Source organism: Micromonospora sp. D93, assembly GCF_018070365.1.
In the GTDB taxonomy this organism is placed as follows: Bacteria; Actinomycetota; Actinomycetes; order Mycobacteriales; family Micromonosporaceae; genus Micromonospora; species Micromonospora ureilytica.
The window spans coordinates 140,534-156,575 of the sequence record NZ_JAGPXW010000007.1 but is presented as its reverse complement, the minus strand read 5'-3'; the positions used below and the strand labels follow the sequence as shown (position 1 = coordinate 156,575).

Below are 16,042 nucleotides of genomic sequence, written 5' to 3'. Positions count from 1 at the left end.
CGCGGAAGAAGTCGGCACGGCGGGAAATGTCACCCGTGGCCGGGGCGATCTAGCGCCGGGTCGTGGCCGCCGCCGCGGCGACGATGGCGGGCAGCAGCGCGTGCGCCCACACCCGGTAGCCGTCCGCGGAGGGGTGGAAGCCGTCCTGGCAGAGCGTCCCCGCGTCGGCCCGGAACACCGGCCCGGTCTCGGTGGCCAGGTCGACGACCGAGCCGCCCGCCTCCAGCACGGCAATGGTCTGCGCGCGGGCCACCCGACGCCCGGACCAGCCGACCACCTGGCGCAGCGGAGGCGCGATGGCACGCACCGCGCCGAGGTCGGGGCAGGTGCCCACCACCACCTCGACGCGCGCCTCACGCAGCCGGTGCACCGCCGCGCCGAGATAGGCAGCCGCGTCGGAGGGGCCGCGCAGCCCGGTGGCGTCGTTCGCCCCGATCAGGATCAACGCCACGTCGGGCCGCTCACCGAGCAGGGCCCGGGCCACCTGGGTGGCGAGGTCCGTCGAGCGGGACCCGGAGACGCCGACGCTGGACAGGTGCACCCGGCGGCCGGCCGGGCCCTCGGCGAGCAGGTTGGCCAGCTGCCCGCCGATGGTGTCCTCCAGGCGGTCGACACCCACGCCCAGTGCCGACGAGTCGCCCAGCAGCACCAGTCGCAGTGGAGGAGCGCCCGCCCGACCGATCGTGGCGCGCAGGGCCAGGCCCAGCTCCGGTTGCGCGTAGCGTCGGTGCCGGGCGACGAACGCCTCACCGGCGAGGACGGCGGCGCCCCCGACGGTGCCGGCGAGCAGCGACAACGCCGCCGCCCGACCCAGTCGGCCGGCGAGGCCGGAGGTCACGCTCCGCGCGCTGCGCTCGTTCATGCCAGTCCCTCCACTGTCGAGGTGTCAGCGGCGGACCCGTGCTGCGGCACCGCGCCGACACCGAAGAACGCCCGTCGGCGCAGCTGCGCCCACCGGCCGGCCGGCCCTCGATCGCGGCCCCGGACCTGGACGCCGCTGACCTCGGTGCCGGCGTGTCGAGCCGCCTCCTGCGCGGCCTCCGGGAGCGACCGTACGCCGTCGCCGCGCGTCGGTGTGGCCCGTCGTTCCGGGGTCGCGCCGAGGGCGGAGAGCATCGTCGGCAGGAGCGCGGCGGCGGCCATCGCGTACCCCTCGGCGGAGGGATGGAACCGGTCCCAGGCGAACATCCGGGTGGGCTCGGCCGCGAACCGGGGGCCGAGCAGGTCACCGAGGGAGACCGTCCAGCCGCCCGCCTCGACCACGGCCACCGTCTGGGCGGCGGCGAGCTGACGGCTCCAACGGTGCGCCAGCCAGCGCAGAGGTGGCTGGATCGGGCGGATCGCGCCCAGGTCGGGGCAGGTGCCGACGACCACCTCGCACCCCTCGTCGCGCAGGGTGTGCACCGCCTCGACCAGATAGCGCACCGCCAGGCCGCGCGGGGTGCGGTTGGTGATGTCATTGCCGCCGATGAGGATCACCGCGATGTCGGGTCGGCACTCCAGCGCCGCCTCCACCTGGTGGCGCAGCGCCGCCGAGATGGCGCCGACCACGGCGAAGCGGTGCAGCCGCACCGGCCGGTGCAGTCGACGGGACAGGCCGGTGGCGAGCAACGCCCCGGGCGTCTCCCGGCGGCGGTGCACCCCGTAGCCGGCCGCCGACGAGTCGCCGAGCACGACCATCGTGAGCGCGGGACCGGGGAACTTCGCGCCGTACATGCCATCGCAGCGGGGTGGCGGCGCCTCGGCCATCGGGATGGTCCGTCGAGCCTGCCGGGCCTGGCCGACCAGCACGCCGCCGGTCGCCACCGCGGCCGCCGCCGTGGCGCCCGTCCCGATGGCAGCCAGCAGGGCGAACCGCCGGGCCTGCCGCCAGCGCTCACTACCGGGTACGACGGAAAGTGCCACCCCCATACCGCGACATTATCGCGCTGGCCCGACAACCCGCTGTCGTCGTGACGGCACCCGGGTGCCTGGAAACCGACGCGACGGGGTACCTGGGTTCCAGAGGCCGGCCGACTTGCGCCGACCCGCCACGCTGATCCGGCGGAGAGGAGCGCGACGATGGGTAAGACACTGAAGCGCAGCGCGGCGTTCACGGCCCTGGCGCGGGCCCTGGCGGCCGGAGCGCGCAACGGGCCGTCGATCGGCACGCGGTTGGCCGCGCTGCCCCGGATGATCCGAGCCACAGCCAAGGGGGAGTACGACGGCGGCCTTCGGCTGGCCCTGATGACCGCGGCGACGGCGTACATCGTTTCGCCGATCGACCTGCTCCCGGAGATCCCGCTGGCGATCTTCGGGCTGGCCGACGACGCGGTCATGATCACGTGGTTGGCCGGCAGCGTGCTCGCCGAGACCGACCGGTTCCTGGAGTGGGAGGCCCGTCGCAGCTCCGTCATCCCCGGAGGGTTGGTGCCCTGACGACACGTACGCTGGGCGGTGAGCAAACGTCTTCCCGGCCGCCCACCGCCGGCGCCGCAACGAAGGGCACACCGTGCAGTACTACGACAACGTCGTCGACATGATCGGAAACACCCCGCTGGTGCGTCTGCGTAACGTCACCAGGGGCATCCAGGCCACCGTGCTGGCCAAGGTGGAGTACGTCAACCCCGGCGGCTCGGTGAAGGACCGGATCGCGCTGCGGATGGTGGAGGACGCGGAGGCCGCCGGCCTGCTCAAGCCCGGCGGCACCATCGTCGAGCCGACCAGCGGCAACACCGGCGTGGGGCTGGCCCTGGTGGCCCAGCTCAAGGGCTACCGGTGTGTCTTCGTCTGCCCCGACAAGGTCAGCCAGGACAAGCAGGACGTGCTCCGGGCGTACGGCGCCGAGGTGGTGGTCTGCCCGACCGCCGTCGCCCCGGAGGACCCGCGCTCGTACTACAACGTCTCCGACCGGCTGACCCGGGAGATCCCCGGCGCCTGGAAGCCCAACCAGTACAGCAACCCGGCCAACCCGCGCTCGCACTACGAGACGACCGGCCCGGAGCTGTGGAAGCAGACCGACGGCGAACTCACCCACTTCGTTGCCGGCGTCGGCACCGGCGGCACCATCTCCGGCATCGGCCGGTACCTCAAGGAAGCCTCAGAGGGCCGGGTGCGGATCATCGGGGCCGACCCGGAGGGCTCGGTCTACTCCGGCGGCACCGGCCGGCCGTACCTGGTCGAGGGTGTCGGCGAGGACTTCTGGCCGGAGACGTACGACCGGGGTGTCGCCGACGAGATCGTGGAGGTCTCCGACAAGGCGTCCTTCGAGATGACCCGGCGGCTGGCCCGCGAGGAGGGGCTGCTGGTCGGCGGTTCCTGCGGGATGGCGGTGGTGGCCGCCCTGGAGGTCGCTCGCCGGGCCGGCCCGGACGACGTGGTGGTCGTGCTGCTGCCCGACGGCGGCCGAGGCTACCTCTCCAAGATCTTCAACGACTCGTGGATGGCCCGGTACGGCTTCCTCGACAACTCCGGCGCCGAGCCGACGGTGGCCGACGCGCTGGCCAGCAAGCCGGGCGGGCTGCCCGAGCTGGTGCACGTGCACCCGACCGAGACCGTGCGCGACGCGATCGACTACATGCGCGAGTACGGCGTCTCGCAGCTGCCGGTGCTCAAGGCCGAGCCGCCCGTCGTGACAGGTGAGGTCGCCGGATCGATCGCCGAGCGGGACCTGCTCGACGCGCTGTTCACCGGTCAGGCCCACCTGCACGACACGATCGAGCGGCACATGGGCGACCCGCTGCCGATGATCGGTGGCGGTCAGCCGGTGAGCGAGGCGGTGGGCATGCTGGAGAAGTCCGACGCCGCCCTGGTCCTGGTCGACGGAAAGCCCAAGGGCGTCCTGACCCGCCAGGACCTCCTGGCCCACCTGGGCGCCCACTGAGCCATCCCACCCCACCCCACCCCACCCCCCCCCACCCTCGCCCGGCCCTCGCCGATCTTGCACTTCCTGTCGCCTGATTGTCGTTCTTGTTGCGTTTTGGCCCGAAAGAAAGTGCAATATCGGCGAGGTGGGGAGGTGGGGTGGGGCGGGGAGCGCTCAGAGGGGGCGGGTGTAGCGGAGTTGTCGGGTCGGGGCCGATCCGATCGCCTCGTTCCGTTCGTCCCCGGTCGGGGTCCAGCCGCCCCGCTCGTAGAAGGCGCGGGCGTGGGCGTTGTCCCGCAGCACCCAGAGCACGGCCCGCCGCCAGCCCTGCGCCCGCATGGCGTCCAGCGCGTCCACCATCAGGGTGCGGCCGACACCGCGGCCCTGCTCGGCAGGGTCGAGGTGGATCGCGTTGAGCAGCCCGGTGGCCGGGTCGTCCTCGTCGTCCGGGCCCAGGTGGCTGAACCCGACCACCGCCCCGGCCCGCTCGGCCACTGTCATCCGATGGGTGTCCCGCTCCCAGATCCACCGCTCGACCCAGTACCGCCCCATCGCCTCCGGGGTCGGGTCGGCCAGCGCCTCGGCCGGCAGGAAGGCGGAGTAGGCGGCGACCCGGGAGCGCTGGTGCAGGGCGCCCACCGCCATCAGGTCGCCTTCGGTCGCGGAGCGGAGCGTGACGGTCACTCGGCCGAGGCTACCCGGCGCGGCGGAAGCTGCACCGTGGTCAGATCCTCGGCGATGATCAGGTCGCCGTCGAAGTGCGCGCGCGCCTCGTCGTGGAACCGGCGCGGGTCGGGGTAGCGCTGGGAGAAGTGTGTGAGCACGAGTCGGCGTACCCCGGACTCGGTCGCCACCCGGGCGGCCTGCGCCGCGGTCAGGTGGCCGACCTCGGCGGCGAGCGCGGCCTCCGACTCCAGGAACGTCGACTCGATGACCAGCAGGTCCGCGTGCTCGGCGAGGGCGTACACCCCGTCGCAGAGGCCGGTGTCCATCACGAACGCGAACCGCTGTCCCGGCCGGGGCACGCTCACCTCGGCCCGGGTGACGCGGCGTCCGTCGAGGTCCAGGTGCCCGACGCGGATCAGCTCGCCGACGGCCGGCCCAACGATGCCGTACGCGGACAGCCTCTCCGGCAGCATCCGGTGCCCGTCCGGCTCGACCAGCCGGTAGCCGTACGTCTCGATGGGGTGCCGGAGCCGGCGTGCCTCCAACGTGCCGCAGCGTAGGGCGATCCGCTGCCCGTCGGCCTCGATGGGCTCGACCCGCAGCTCGGCGGTCTCGTAGAAGGAGGTGGCGTGCCGCAGCCGGGCGAAGTATTCGGCGCCGCCGGCGGGGAAGTGCACGGCGACCGGGTGCGCCACCCGGTCCAGGGAGAGCCGCTGGATGGTGCCGGGAAGGCCGAGGCAGTGGTCGCCGTGGAAGTGGGTGACACAGATCCTGGTCAGGTCGGTGGCGGTGACAGTGGTGTGCAGGAGCTGACGCTGGCTGCCCTCGCCCGGGTCGAAGAGGATCACCTCGTCGTCCCAGCGCAGCACGTACCCGTTGTGGTTGCGCTGGCGGGTCGGCGCCTGGCTGGCCGTCCCCAGCACCACCAGCTCGCGCATGGACATCGCCACTCCCGCGGATATGGAGCGACCCCCGGGGCGCTCCGCGCATGTGCGCGGGCCGGCTGGACTTGGCCGGCACCCCGGGGGTCGGGTGGCTGTCGTGGATTCGCCGCACCGCTGCCACACGGTCTCGACGATGGTGCTGCTGCCCGCCTTACGGCGAGCCGTTCACTGTCGAGGACAGCGGCTAGCTGACAGCCACCTCACGAGTCCGATTGCTATACAAGTCTGGACCACCTCCCTTCACGTGTACGGCCACGTTATCGAGTTCTCGTCGGGCTCGGCAACGGATTTCGATCACAGGGTCAGATGGGAATGCCCGGCCGCCTGTCATCCGGCTCAGGGTGGTCGTTAGGACGCGCCACGTCGGTGAGCCGGCTGCCCATGCCGTGAGCGCTCACCGCGTACCCGCCAGCCAGTACGAAGCCGCAGGGCATGCCGTCCTGGTGATCTTGAAGTGATGAGCCGCCGAGACCGCAGGCGGCCCCCGTCCGAGCTAGGGCGCCGGCCGTAGCTGCGTCCGCGCACAGCGTTCCTGGTGGTCACCGACAACTTCGGCAATATCGCCGGGTGTCGTGGCTGTGTCTATCCGTAGCGCCCGCCAGCATTTGCCGCACGTAACTCGGCCTGTGACGACGAGGTTCCATGTCGAGACTTCTAGCTCAACCGGCACCCGCACCGGCTCATCGCCCCCTGCCCGTGCACTGAACATCGCTACCTCCTCCCGTAAGCGGGGCGCCCGCATGATCGGCGAGACCGGCGGGCGCCCCTTGGGTGCAGCGACGGGCACCGATCCCAGATCCACTACCCATCGCGCGGAGTCGACAGTAGTGCCAGTAGTGCCAGTAGGGCAATGGGTGTAAGTAGTCCCTACTGTGGGTAGGCGCAGCCTGTGTGCGTGCCGATACCCCACACCGCGCATGAGATCGAGGCTGATCTGTTGCGGCGCATCGGCGCTGGCGAGTTTCCGCGCGGGCAGCGCCTCCCGACGTACGACGCGCTGGCCGATGAATACGGTTCGGCCCGGCGCACTGTGGCGCGCGCTGTTGAGGGGTTGAAAGCGCGGGGAATCGTGGTCGGCGTCCGGGGGTCGGGCGTCTACGTCGCTGAGACGTAGCAGGCACCGCCCGCCGACTCGCGCCACGCCGACCGGGCAGCTCGGCCCATTCGGGCCGTGGTTGCAGTACCCGTTCGGGTCCTTGGACCCTGGCGGACAGTGTGGTCCTACGTCTGACGATGCATGCCGCTCCGCATTTCGGCCGCCCGGACTATCGTTGGCCGATGGCAGGCGAGACGCGCGCAGAGCGGTTGACGCTCATTTCTGAGGTGAGCCTGGGCGGCGGTGCGCCGCTGGTTTTACGGCGGCCCGTGCTTGTTCAGCCGGGGCAGCGCTACTGGCTTGACGCGGACAGCTCGGCGCTCATCGTGGCAGATGCGGCCGGTGGCAGATGCTCGTCTCCGTGCGCGTACGAGACCGGTCCAGACGCACGACGCTGACGGGCATTCCAGGGCGAGCAGGGACAGCCGTCGGGCGGGGTAGCGCTGTTGCTGACGACCATGCCACCGAAACGAGCCCAACACCGCGCAAGGCCACTGGGTTTGAAATCCAGTGGCCTTGCCAGTTAACGCAATGGTGGGTCAGCCGCCGACTCGGGCCACGCCGACCGGGCAGCTCAGCCCGTTCGGGCCGTGGTTGCAGTACCCGTTCGGGTTCTTGGTCGGTGCCAAATACTGCTGGTGGTAGTCCTCGGCGAAGTAGTAGCTGCCGAGCGGGGCGATCTCGGTGGTGATCTCACCCTTGCCGGCCCGCGTCACGATCGGCTGGAACGCGTCCCGGGACGACTCCGCGATGGTCCGCTGCTCGTCCGTGGTCGTGTAGATGGCCGAGCGGTACTGGGTGCCCACGTCGTTGCCCTGGCGCATGCCCTGGGTGGGGTCGTGGTTCTCCCAGAAGACCTTCAGCAGATCCTCGTAATTGATCTTGCTGGGGTCGTACACCACCTGGACGACCTCGGCGTGCCCGGTCCGGCCGGAGCACGTCTCCTCGTACGTCGGGTTCTTGGTGATGCCACCCGCGTAGCCGGCGGAGGTGGTGTAGACGCCGGGAAGCGTCCAGAACAACCGCTCGGCGCCCCAGAAACAACCCATGCCGAAGACCGCTACCTGCAGGCCCTCAGGGAACGGACCCTTCAGCGGGGTGCCCAGCACCTCGTGGCGGTCGGCGACCGGCATGGCGATCTGACGGCCCGGCAGGGCCTGGTCGGGCGAGACCATATCGGCCTTCATGCGGCGCAAAAACACGTGGGATCTCCTCTCGTACCACTCCCAGCGTGTAACACCGGAGGGTCCACCTTCCTTACCCGCATGAGGATGAGTCAGGCCCCGCCGGGGAGCGCCGCCGCGATGCGATCCGCGTACGTCTGGGCCTCGGTGTCGTCGTCGTACCGTGTGCGCGGCCAGAAGAAGCCACGCAACCCGTCGCCCTTGGTTCGCGGGACCACGTGGGTGTGCAGGTGGGGCACCGATTGGGACACCTTGTTGTTCATCGCCACGAACGTCCCACCGGCGCCGAGAGCGGTCTCCACCGCCACCGCCAGCCGCTGGACCATGGCGAAGTAGTCGGGCAGCAGGTCGGCAGGCAACTCCGCCAGGGTCACCAGGTGCACCCGGGGCACCACCAGCACGTGTCCCTTGAACACCGGCCGGGTGTCCAGGAACGCCACCCCGTCCGGGGTGTCAGCCACTCGGAACGCCGGCACCTCGCCCGTCACGATCCCGCAGAACACGCAACCGCTCATCGGGCCAGGCTATGCCGGCGGTCTCGCGGAACACGGTGCCCCCCACGCGCGCGCCGGCTGTGCTACTCATCTACGTCAATGGATGAGCACGGGATGGTCCCGGCCGTCGGCGTACGCGTCGATGCTCCGAAAGGACGAACGTTGCAGATCAGAAGAGGCTTCACCCTGGTGCTGGCGGCGCTGACCGCCGGGCTGCTCGTCGGCGCGCCCCCGGGTCATGCCCAGGCGGCTGCCGCGCAGACGGCGACCCCACTGCCGCTGACGACGGTCGCCGACGTGGTGTCGGCCGGTGACCGGGTCTTCGTCAGCGGTGGCCGCTCCTCGACCGACGTCGTGGTGACCAGTGCGGCAGGCGCTGTGGTCGGCACCCTGTCGGGCCTGCCCGGCCCCACCGACCTGCTGCTCAGCGCCGACCGGCGGACGCTCTACGTGGCGCTGCCCACCGCCAACGCCATCGCCGCCTTCGACACCGGCTCGTTGATCGAGTCGGCCCGGTACGACACCGGTGCGGGCGAGTGCCCGTCGTCGCTGGCGTTGACCGGGCGCTACCTGTGGTTCGGCTACGGCTGTGACCAGTGGGGCGGCAACATCGGCCAGATCGACCTGGGCCGTCAGCCGGCCCGGGTGACCACCGGGGTAGCGGGCCAGGACTTCTACGATCACCCGCTGCTCACCGCGGCCGGCCAGAACCGGTCGGTGCTGCTCGCCGGGCAGCCGTCGTTGAGCCCGGCGTCGGTCTACGCGTACGGAATCGGTGCCGCCGGAGCACTGACCGCCCTGCGGACCAACGACTGGACGGTGATCGGCAGCAACCTGCAGGACATCGCCCTCGACCCGACCGGCGCCACCCTCTACACCGCGGCCGGTGCCCCGTACGAGGTGCAGGCGTTCCCGTTCGCCGACATCACCACCCCCTCGGCGACCTACCCCACCGGGGCGTACCCGAACGCCGTCGAGGTCTCCCGCGACGGCGCCCGGATCGCCGCCGGGGCGGACGCCACCTACGACCCCGATGTGTTCGTCTTCACGCCGGACGGCACCGAGCTGGCCCGCTTCGAGCTCGGCGACGAGCTCAGCGACGGCGCGCTGGCCTGGTCGCCGAACGGCGCACGGCTCTACGCGCTCTCCTACGACTGGAGCGGGAGAGACCAGGCCACTCTGCACGTCCTGCCCGTTCCGGCCGGCTGACCGCCCCCGCCGGCCCCCTGGCCGGCAGGTGGGGGCCGGGCCGGATGGTCCGGCCCCCACCCGGAGCGCGGGTTCCGTTCCAGCCCTCGGGAAGGGGCACTAGCCTCACCAGAATGAGTCACGGCTTCGAGACGCTCGCCATTCACGCCGGTCAGGACCCTGAGGCCCGCACCGGCGCGGTGATCCCGCCGATCTACCAGACCAGCACGTACGCCCAGGACGCCGTCGGCGCGCCCCGGCTCGGCTACGAGTACAGCCGCTCCGGCAACCCGACCCGCGACGCCCTCCAGGAGTGCCTGGCGGCGCTGGAGGGCGGGCCGGTGGGGCTCGCCTTCGCCAGCGGCCTGGCGGCGGAGGACACACTGCTGCGGGCCGTGTGCCAGCCGGGCGACCACGTGGTGATCCCGGACGACGCGTACGGCGGCACGTACCGGCTCTTCGCCCGGGTCGCCCAGCGCTGGGGCCTGGAGTTCAGCCCGGCCAAGGTCTCCGATCCGGCCGCGGTCCGGGCGGCCGTGCAGCCCGGCCGCACGAAGATCATCTGGATCGAGACGCCGACCAACCCGCTGCTCGGCATCGCCGACATCGCCGCCCTGGCCGCCGTGGCGCACGACGCGGGCGCCCTGCTGGTGGTGGACAACACCTTCGCCTCGCCGTACCTCCAGCAGCCGATCGCCTTCGGCGCGGACGTGGTGGTGCACTCCACCACCAAGTACGTCGGTGGGCACTCCGACGTCGTCGGTGGCGCGCTCGTCGTCGCCGACGCCGGGCTCGGCGAGGAGTTGCGCTACCACCAGAACGCGATGGGCGCGATCAACGGCCCGTTCGACGCCTGGCTCACCCTGCGGGGCATCAAGACCCTCGGGGTACGCATGGACCGGCACTGCGACAACGCCGAGCGGCTCGCCGCGTACCTCGACGGGCACGCCAAGGTCGCCCAGGTGATCTATCCGGGGTTGCCCTCGCACCCCGGTCACGAGGTGGCCGCCAAGCAGATGCGCCGGTTCGGCGGCATGATCTCGTTCCGCGCCGCCGGTGGTGAGGAGCACGCCGTGGACATCTGCAACCGGGCCAAGCTCTTCGTGCTCGCCGAGTCGTTGGGCGGTGTGGAATCCCTGATCGAGCACCCGGGTCGGATGACACACGCAAGTGCTGCCGGCTCGCCGCTTGAAGTTCCCGGCGATCTCGTGCGACTGTCTGTCGGCATCGAGACGGTCGACGACCTACTCGCCGATCTGGAGCAGGCGCTGGGCTGACCGCTGGGGGAGGATGGCCGTGCAGGACATCATGGCGACCTGGGTCGGAGCGACCGCCAAGCAGATCGCCCGAGGCGTACGCCGAGGTGACGTCTCGGCGACCCAGGTCGTCGCCGACCACCTCGAGTACATCTCCCGAGCCGACCGTGAGCTGGCCGCGTTCCGCGCCGTGCGCGGCGGGGAGGCGATCACCGAGGCCGAGAAGGTCGACGAGCAGGAGGACCTGGCCAACCTGCCGCTGGCCGGGGTTCCGGTGGCGGTCAAGGAGAACACCCCGGTCGCCGGGCTGCCCACCTGGAACGGGTCGGCCGCCGCCCGCACCGACGTCGCGGAGGCCGACCACGAGGTGGTGCGTCGGCTGCGCGGCGCCGGAGCGGTGATCCTCGGCGTGACCCGGATGCCGGAGCTGGGGCTGTGGGCGCTCACCGACGACGACAGCGCGGTGACCCGTAACCCGTGGGACAGCACGCGTACCCCTGGTGGGTCCTCGGGTGGTGCCGCCGCCGCGGTCGCTGCCGGGCTGGTGCCGATCGCGCACGCCAACGACGGTCTCGGCTCCATCCGGATCCCCGCGGCCTGCTGCGGACTCGTCGGGCTCAAGCCCGGTCGGGGTGTGGTCCCCTGCCAACTCGGGGCGGACGACTGGTTCGGCCTCACCGAGCACGGCATGCTGACCAGCACTGTCGCCGACGCGGCGGTCGGCTTCTCGGTGCTCGCCGGCCGGCGCCCCGAGAAGTTGGTCCCCCCGCAGCGCCTGCGGGTGGGCGTCTCGCTGCGTTCCCCGGTGCGCGGTGTCGCAGCGGACGCGCCCAACCGGGACGCGGTCGCCGCCGCCGGTCGGCTCCTCGCCACCGCCGGGCACGACACGGTGCCGGCCGATCCGGTCTACCCCACCGCGCTCGGCCTCCAGGGCATCGCCACCTGGTTCGCCGCGGCCGCAGCCGACGTCCGGGCCTCCGGCCTGGACCGGCGCGGTCTGCAGCGGCGTAACCGACGGCACGTGGCGCTGGGCGAGTGGGCGCAGCGTCGCGGCTACGTGCGGGAGTCGGACCGGGCCGCCTGGCGGCAACGGTCGGTCGACTTCTTCACCGACCACTCGGTCGACCTGCTGCTCACCCCGGCGCTGGCCAGCGCGCCACCGGAGGCGGCCCGCTGGTCGGAGCGGTCCTGGCGGGCGAACATGGCAGCCAACATCCGGTACGCCCCGTACGCCGCGCCCTGGAACATCGCCGGCCTGCCGGCGGTCGTCGTGCCGGTCGGCCGTCGCCCGGACGGTCTGCCGGTCGCCGTGCAACTGGTCGGTCCGCCCGGCTCGGAGCTGCTGCTGCTCGGTGTGGCCGGTCAGTTCGAGATGGCCGCCCCGTGGACGCGCCACGCCCCCGGCTACCCCCGGGTCGGCACGGAGTCGCCGGCCACCGCCTGATCGTCGACGTCGTGCACGCCGGTGTCGCCGCCGAGGGCTCCGGAGTCGGGTGGCACGATCGGGGCATGACGGAACTGGTCGGTCTCGACGATGTGCGGGCCGCACGGGAGTTGCTCGCTGGCGTCATCCGCACCACCCCGCTGGAGCCCTCCCGGCCGCTCACCGCGGCGCTGGGCGGGCCGACGTGGCTCAAGTGCGAGAACGTCCAGCGCGCTGGCTCGTACAAGGTGCGGGGCGCGTACGTGCGGATCTCCCGGTTGTCGGCGGCCGAGCGGGAGCGCGGTGTCGTCGCGGCGAGCGCGGGCAACCACGCTCAGGGTGTGGCCCTCGCCGCCGGCCTGGTCGGCACGCACGCCACAGTCTTCATGCCGGTCAACGCCCCGCTGCCGAAGGTGGCCGCGACAAAGGGGTACGGCGCGCAGGTCGAGCTGGCCGGGAACACCGTCGACGAGTCGCTCGTCGCCGCGCACACGTACGCCGAGCGCACCGGCGCGGTGCTGATCCACCCGTTCGACCACCCCGATGTGATCGCCGGGCAGGGCACTGTGGCGCTGGAGATCCTCGAACAGTGCCCGGAGGTGAAGACGATCATCACCGGGGTGGGTGGCGGCGGTCTGATCTCGGGCATGGCGGTGGCCGCGAAGGCGTTGCGCCCGGACGTCCGGATCATCGGCGTGCAGGCGGCCGGCGCGGCGGCGTTCCCGCCCTCACTGGTGGCCGGAGAACCGGTCCGGCTGCCCATCTTCTCCACCATCGCCGACGGCATCGCGGTCGGCCGGCCGGGCGAGATCACCTTCAACCACGTGCGCAAGCTGGTCGACGAGATCGTCACGGTCTCCGAGGAGGACATCTCCAGGGCCCTGCTGATGCTGCTGGAGCGCGGCAAGCAGGTGGTCGAGCCGGCCGGGGCGGTAGGTGTCGCCGCGCTGCTGGCCGGCGTGGTCGAGGTGGAGACGCCCGTGGTCGCGGTGCTCTCCGGCGGCAACATCGACCCGTTGCTGATGCTGCGGGTCATCGAGCACGGGTTGGCCGCGGCGGGTCGCTACCTGCGGGTGACCGTCCGCTGTTCGGACCGGCCGGGGCAGCTCGCGTCGCTGCTCAGCCAGATCGCCGAACACCGGGCCAACGTGGTGGACGTGGAGCACCAGCGGGCCAACCCGCACCTCAGCCTCGGCGAGGTGGAGGTGGCGCTGTCGGTGGAGACCCGGGGCGTCGAGCACTCGGACACCCTGATCAGCGCGCTGCGGGCCAGCGGCTACCAGGTGGTCTTCGCGGCCGAGGCGTGACACCCGTGGGTGCCACGCCTCGGATGCGCGGTGTTTCGACAGTGGATGCCGGCGGTCGGTCAGCCCGGCCGGCAGCGGGTGGCGCGGCCGGCGAAGGTCAGCCGGAGAACGGCTCGAAGCTGACCACTGTCACCTTGATGTCGGCGCCGCTGGGCGCCGTGTAGGTGCAGGTCTGCCCGGCACGCCCGCCCAGGATCGCCTTGCCCAGCGCGGACTCGGGGCTGTAGACGGTCAGGTCGGTAGTGGCCGCGATCTCCCGAGAACCGAGCAGGAAGGTCTCGGTGTCCTTGGTGTCGTCGTCGAAGTAGATCGTCACGACCATGCCCGGCGACACCGCGTCGGCGGTCGGGGCCTCACCGACCTTCGCGGTGCGCAGCAGCTCCTGCAGGTAGCGGATGCGACCCTCGGCCTTGCCCTGCTCCTCGCGGGCGGCGTGGTAGCCGCCGTTCTCCCGCAGGTCGCCCTCCTCGCGCCGAGCGTTGATCTCAGCTGCGATCGCCGGACGGTTGGCGATGTGCTCGTCGAGCTCGGCCTGGAGGCGGTCGTGCGCGTCCTGCGACAGCCAGGTGGCGGGCGCCTCGTTGCCAGTGGACACAGGCGTTCTCCTCAGTTGTGCGTGGCTGGCTGACAGGTGAACTACCAAGTTACCAGTGCGGAACGACACAGCGTGTCGGCCATCACCGCCGGTGTCCGTTTCCCACACCCCGGGTAGGCGCTCGGTCGGCCCCGTTTCCGGTGCTGTTCGGGCAGCTCAGGACGGTTCTCGGCAGCGCAGGACCTCACCGATGAACGGCCGGGCGGTGGTGGCCAGGCGGTGCCGGGTCGTGACGTGCCGATCCCCGGGATCGGCGGTCACGGTGACCTGATCGCGGGCCACCTCGGCGCCGGAACGGTCCCGGGCACGCAGCACGCAGACCGCCGATCCACCCGGCGGGACGGTCACCCGAAAGTCGACAAGCACCTGGTTGTCCGTGATGTCGGTGTACGTGATCACCTGGGCGTCGTAGACCGGGTCGCCGTACTGGCGGTAGAGCCGGACCGAGATCACGGTCAGCGTCGCCACGAGTGCCAGCAGCACCAGCGCGGCCAGCATCGTACGGCGGCGCTTTCCGCCGGATGCCCGACGGCGGCCGTAGCGCCCGGCCGGGAATACCGGAGCACCTGGTGAAATTGTGGCGTGCGTCTCGGTCACCGGCGGGTATCTCCTGGCGTTGTTGTCGGCGGCATCGGCAAGAATGGCAGAGTCCCATCCTCCCACCCGGTCCAGCGGCAGGAATGGCAGGTCATGCCCGACGCTGGTGGCCGGCGACAGGGTGCGGTGAGGAAAGATCCCGGCAGGTCAGCCGGTCGAGCCCGGTCGGGTCCACCGTCCGGCACAGACGAGGAGCGCCGAAGTTGGCAGAGCAACTGCGTCTCATGGCCGTGCACGCGCACCCGGACGACGAGTCGAGCAAGGGCGCGGCGACGACGGCGAAGTATGTCGCTCAGGGGGTGGACGTCCTGGTCGTGACGTGCACCGGTGGCGAGCGCGGGAGCGTGCTCAACCCCAAGCTCGACCGGCCCGACGTGTGGGCCAACATCGGCGACATCCGGCGTGCCGAGATGGACGCCGCACGCGCGATCCTCGGCGTCGACCAGGCCTGGCTGGGCTTCGTCGACTCGGGTCTGCCCGAGGGCGACCCGCTGCCGCCGCTGCCCGAGGGCTGTTTCGCCCTCCAGGACGTCGACGTCGCCGCGGGCCCGCTGGTGCGGCTGATGCGCGAGTTCCGTCCGCACGTCGTGACCACGTACGACGAAGAGGGTGGCTATCCGCACCCGGACCACATCATGTGCCACAAGGTGAGCGTGGCCGCGTTCGAGGCCGCCGGTGACCCGGAGCGCTACCCGGAGCTGGGCGCGCCCTGGCAGCCGCTGAAGCTCTACTACGACATCGGCTTCTCCAAGGGCAAGATCATGGCGTTGCACGAGGGGATGCTGGCCGCCGGGCTGGAGTCGCCCTACGAGGAGTGGATCAAGCGGTGGGAGGATCGGCCCGACAAGGGCCCCCGGATCACCACCCGGGTCGAGTGCGCCGAATACTTCCCGGTCCGTGATGACGCGCTGCGTGCCCACGCCACCCAGGTCGACCCGGACGGCTTCTGGTTCCACGTGCCGATGGAGCTCCAGCGAACCGCCTGGCCGACCGAGGATTACGAGCTGGCCCGCTCGATGGTCGACAGCCCGCTGCCCGAGTCCGACCTCTTCGCGGGAGTGCGGGAGACGGTGCACGCACGCTGATTCCCGGCGGGGCTACGCTGGTTACCAACCGCACATCGGAGGAACGCCATGTTGACCGCTGCCCAGGTGCTCGCGGAGAACAACTTCGGGGACACCCGCACGGGTGGTCTGGCCGGGCCGATGGGCCTCTTCCTCATCCTGCTGCTGGCCACCGCGACCATCCTGCTGATCCGCAACATGAACGCTCGGTTGCGCCGTCTGCCGGACCGCTTCCCCCAGCAGTCCGGGCCGACCGACCGGACCAGGGCCGATGCGGCAGTCGTCGATCCGACAGACGGGACCGCGGGGCGTGATTCATCCACGCCCGCTCCCAACGGGCACCAGCAGCACCTGAACGGGTAGTCCACGCATGAATCACGCCGA

The 16,042-nt window shown here is 71.5% G+C and carries 16 protein-coding genes and 2 pseudogenes; 9 read left to right on the top strand and 9 right to left on the bottom strand.

Features of this window, described 5'->3' with window-relative positions:
- Positions 1-49 precede the first annotated feature (49 nt).
- Together KBX71_RS11530 and KBX71_RS11525 are read right to left on the bottom strand one after the other, a co-directional pair.
- Entirely contained in the window at positions 50-862 is an 813-nt protein-coding gene (locus KBX71_RS11530) for an SGNH/GDSL hydrolase family protein (RefSeq protein ID WP_210817930.1), read from the bottom strand.
- Positions 848-1,911: pseudogene (locus KBX71_RS11525) on the bottom strand (SGNH/GDSL hydrolase family protein); the annotation flags it as partial. The pseudogene KBX71_RS11525 and the gene KBX71_RS11530, both read right to left, overlap by 15 nt.
- Before the next feature lie 150 nt (positions 1,912-2,061).
- Between KBX71_RS11525 and KBX71_RS11520 the strand changes: the two are divergent.
- The gene (locus tag KBX71_RS11520; protein ID WP_124818033.1) at positions 2,062-2,418 is read left to right on the top strand and encodes a YkvA family protein; all 357 of its coding nucleotides are present in this window, start codon (positions 2,062-2,064) and stop codon (positions 2,416-2,418) included.
- Between the two features lie 73 nt (positions 2,419-2,491).
- On the top strand, positions 2,492-3,862 hold the full coding sequence (locus KBX71_RS11515) for a cystathionine beta-synthase (RefSeq protein WP_210817929.1): 1,371 nt from the start codon (positions 2,492-2,494) through the stop codon (positions 3,860-3,862).
- A gap of 156 nt (positions 3,863-4,018) precedes the next feature.
- On the opposite strand, the gene KBX71_RS11510 is transcribed toward KBX71_RS11515, so the two are convergent.
- Both KBX71_RS11510 and KBX71_RS11505 read right to left on the bottom strand, forming a co-directional pair.
- Positions 4,019-4,528, bottom strand: a complete 510-nt coding sequence (locus KBX71_RS11510; protein ID WP_210817928.1) for a GNAT family N-acetyltransferase — start codon at positions 4,526-4,528, stop codon at positions 4,019-4,021.
- Positions 4,525-5,454, bottom strand: coding sequence for a ribonuclease Z (locus KBX71_RS11505; RefSeq protein WP_210817927.1), 930 nt, complete (start codon positions 5,452-5,454; stop codon positions 4,525-4,527). The genes KBX71_RS11510 and KBX71_RS11505 overlap by 4 nt, the downstream gene beginning before the upstream one ends.
- Before the next feature lie 895 nt (positions 5,455-6,349).
- Here KBX71_RS11505 and KBX71_RS11500 point away from each other — a divergent pair.
- Entirely contained in the window at positions 6,350-6,568 is a 219-nt protein-coding gene (locus KBX71_RS11500; protein WP_244236286.1) for a GntR family transcriptional regulator, read from the top strand.
- A 9-nt stretch (positions 6,569-6,577) separates the two neighbouring features.
- Here the strand turns inward: KBX71_RS11500 and KBX71_RS33645 are convergent.
- The 3 genes and pseudogenes from KBX71_RS33645 to KBX71_RS11490 form a co-directional block, all read right to left on the bottom strand.
- A pseudogene (locus KBX71_RS33645) lies at positions 6,578-6,655 on the bottom strand (peptide-methionine (S)-S-oxide reductase); the annotation flags it as partial.
- Positions 6,656-7,089: 434 nt separating this feature from the next.
- Positions 7,090-7,752 carry a peptide-methionine (S)-S-oxide reductase MsrA gene (gene msrA, locus KBX71_RS11495; RefSeq protein ID WP_210817926.1) on the bottom strand — a complete coding sequence of 221 codons (663 nt, stop codon included), beginning with the start codon at positions 7,750-7,752 and terminating at the stop codon, positions 7,090-7,092.
- 74 nt (positions 7,753-7,826) lie between these two features.
- Positions 7,827-8,249: an HIT family protein gene (locus KBX71_RS11490; protein ID WP_210817925.1), complete on the bottom strand. Its 423-nt coding sequence runs from the start codon at positions 8,247-8,249 to the stop codon at positions 7,827-7,829.
- Between the two features lie 141 nt (positions 8,250-8,390).
- Between KBX71_RS11490 and KBX71_RS11485 the strand changes: the two genes are divergently transcribed.
- From KBX71_RS11485 to ilvA, 4 genes are all read left to right on the top strand, one after another.
- The gene (locus tag KBX71_RS11485; protein WP_210817924.1) at positions 8,391-9,437 is read left to right on the top strand and encodes a hypothetical protein; all 1,047 of its coding nucleotides are present in this window, start codon (positions 8,391-8,393) and stop codon (positions 9,435-9,437) included.
- 113 nt (positions 9,438-9,550) lie between these two features.
- Complete coding sequence (locus KBX71_RS11480) at positions 9,551-10,693, top strand: cystathionine gamma-synthase (protein WP_210817923.1); 1,143 nt, start codon at positions 9,551-9,553, stop codon at positions 10,691-10,693.
- A 13-nt stretch (positions 10,694-10,706) separates the two neighbouring features.
- Positions 10,707-12,116 (top strand): amidase, encoded by a 1,410-nt coding sequence (locus KBX71_RS11475; protein ID WP_210817922.1) that lies wholly within the window; start codon positions 10,707-10,709, stop codon positions 12,114-12,116.
- Positions 12,117-12,181: 65 nt separating this feature from the next.
- Positions 12,182-13,402 (top strand): threonine ammonia-lyase, encoded by a 1,221-nt coding sequence (ilvA, locus tag KBX71_RS11470; RefSeq protein WP_210817921.1) that lies wholly within the window; start codon positions 12,182-12,184, stop codon positions 13,400-13,402.
- 97 nt (positions 13,403-13,499) lie between these two features.
- On the opposite strand, the gene greA is transcribed toward ilvA, so the two are convergent.
- Both greA and KBX71_RS11460 read right to left on the bottom strand, forming a co-directional pair.
- Positions 13,500-13,997 carry a transcription elongation factor GreA gene (gene greA, locus KBX71_RS11465; RefSeq protein WP_210817920.1) on the bottom strand — a complete coding sequence of 166 codons (498 nt, stop codon included), beginning with the start codon at positions 13,995-13,997 and terminating at the stop codon, positions 13,500-13,502.
- Between the two features lie 156 nt (positions 13,998-14,153).
- Complete coding sequence (locus KBX71_RS11460) at positions 14,154-14,594, bottom strand: DUF4307 domain-containing protein (RefSeq protein WP_210817919.1); 441 nt, start codon at positions 14,592-14,594, stop codon at positions 14,154-14,156.
- A 203-nt stretch (positions 14,595-14,797) separates the two neighbouring features.
- Here KBX71_RS11460 and mca point away from each other — a divergent pair, with 203 nt between their 5' ends.
- Both mca and KBX71_RS11450 read left to right on the top strand, forming a co-directional pair.
- Positions 14,798-15,679, top strand: coding sequence for a mycothiol conjugate amidase Mca (gene mca, locus KBX71_RS11455; RefSeq protein ID WP_124818005.1), 882 nt, complete (start codon positions 14,798-14,800; stop codon positions 15,677-15,679).
- A 48-nt stretch (positions 15,680-15,727) separates the two neighbouring features.
- Positions 15,728-16,021 (top strand): hypothetical protein, encoded by a 294-nt coding sequence (locus tag KBX71_RS11450; RefSeq protein ID WP_210817918.1) that lies wholly within the window; start codon positions 15,728-15,730, stop codon positions 16,019-16,021.
- Positions 16,022-16,042: the final 21 nt, after the last annotated feature.

Bases quoted from the DNA above. Each gene is read 5' to 3' on its own strand.
- KBX71_RS11530 (WP_210817930.1), bottom strand. From the start codon at position 862: ATGAACGAGCGCAGCGCGCGGAGCGTGACCTCCGGCCTCGCCGGCCGA.
- KBX71_RS11520 (WP_124818033.1), top strand. From the start codon at position 2,062: ATGGGTAAGACACTGAAGCGCAGCGCGGCGTTCACGGCCCTGGCGCGG.
- KBX71_RS11505 (WP_210817927.1), bottom strand. From the start codon at position 5,454: ATGTCCATGCGCGAGCTGGTGGTGCTGGGGACGGCCAGCCAGGCGCCG.
- KBX71_RS11490 (WP_210817925.1), bottom strand. From the start codon at position 8,249: ATGAGCGGTTGCGTGTTCTGCGGGATCGTGACGGGCGAGGTGCCGGCG.
- KBX71_RS11480 (WP_210817923.1), top strand. From the start codon at position 9,551: ATGAGTCACGGCTTCGAGACGCTCGCCATTCACGCCGGTCAGGACCCT.
- KBX71_RS11475 (WP_210817922.1), top strand. From the start codon at position 10,707: ATGGCCGTGCAGGACATCATGGCGACCTGGGTCGGAGCGACCGCCAAG.
- ilvA (WP_210817921.1), top strand. From the start codon at position 12,182: ATGACGGAACTGGTCGGTCTCGACGATGTGCGGGCCGCACGGGAGTTG.
- KBX71_RS11450 (WP_210817918.1), top strand. From the start codon at position 15,728: ATGTTGACCGCTGCCCAGGTGCTCGCGGAGAACAACTTCGGGGACACC.